The organism is Janthinobacterium agaricidamnosum NBRC 102515 = DSM 9628, assembly GCF_000723165.1.
GTDB classification, from domain to species: domain Bacteria; phylum Pseudomonadota; class Gammaproteobacteria; order Burkholderiales; family Burkholderiaceae_D; genus Janthinobacterium; species Janthinobacterium agaricidamnosum.
Genome location: NZ_HG322949.1, coordinates 5,934,040 through 5,934,280, shown reverse-complemented (window position 1 = coordinate 5,934,280; position 241 = coordinate 5,934,040). Strand labels below are relative to the sequence as shown.

Annotated in this window: 2 tRNA genes; both read left to right on the top strand. The window is 53.5% G+C overall.

Annotated elements, in window-relative coordinates:
* Positions 1 to 22 precede the first annotated feature (22 nt).
* Positions 23 to 99 (top strand) — tRNA-Ile (locus GJA_RS25805).
* A 22-nt stretch (positions 100 to 121) separates the two neighbouring features.
* Positions 122 to 197: transfer RNA gene (locus GJA_RS25800), tRNA-Ala, on the top strand.
* The last annotated feature ends 44 nt before the right edge of the window (positions 198 to 241 follow it).

Here is a 241-nt window from a genome sequence, read left to right as displayed (position 1 = left end):
CAGTATCCGCAGTATCCGCGTTGGGGCTGTAGCTCAGCTGGTTAGAGCACCGTGTTGATAACGCGGGGGTCGTTGGTTCGAGTCCAACCAGCCCTACCAGTAAGTTTAGAATCATCCACATGGGGGATTAGCTCAGCTGGGAGAGCACCTGCTTTGCAAGCAGGGGGTCGTCGGTTCGATCCCGTCATCCTCCACCACGTTTTATGTAGTTGAAAGTCCAAACGTAAGCCACTGAGGTTTA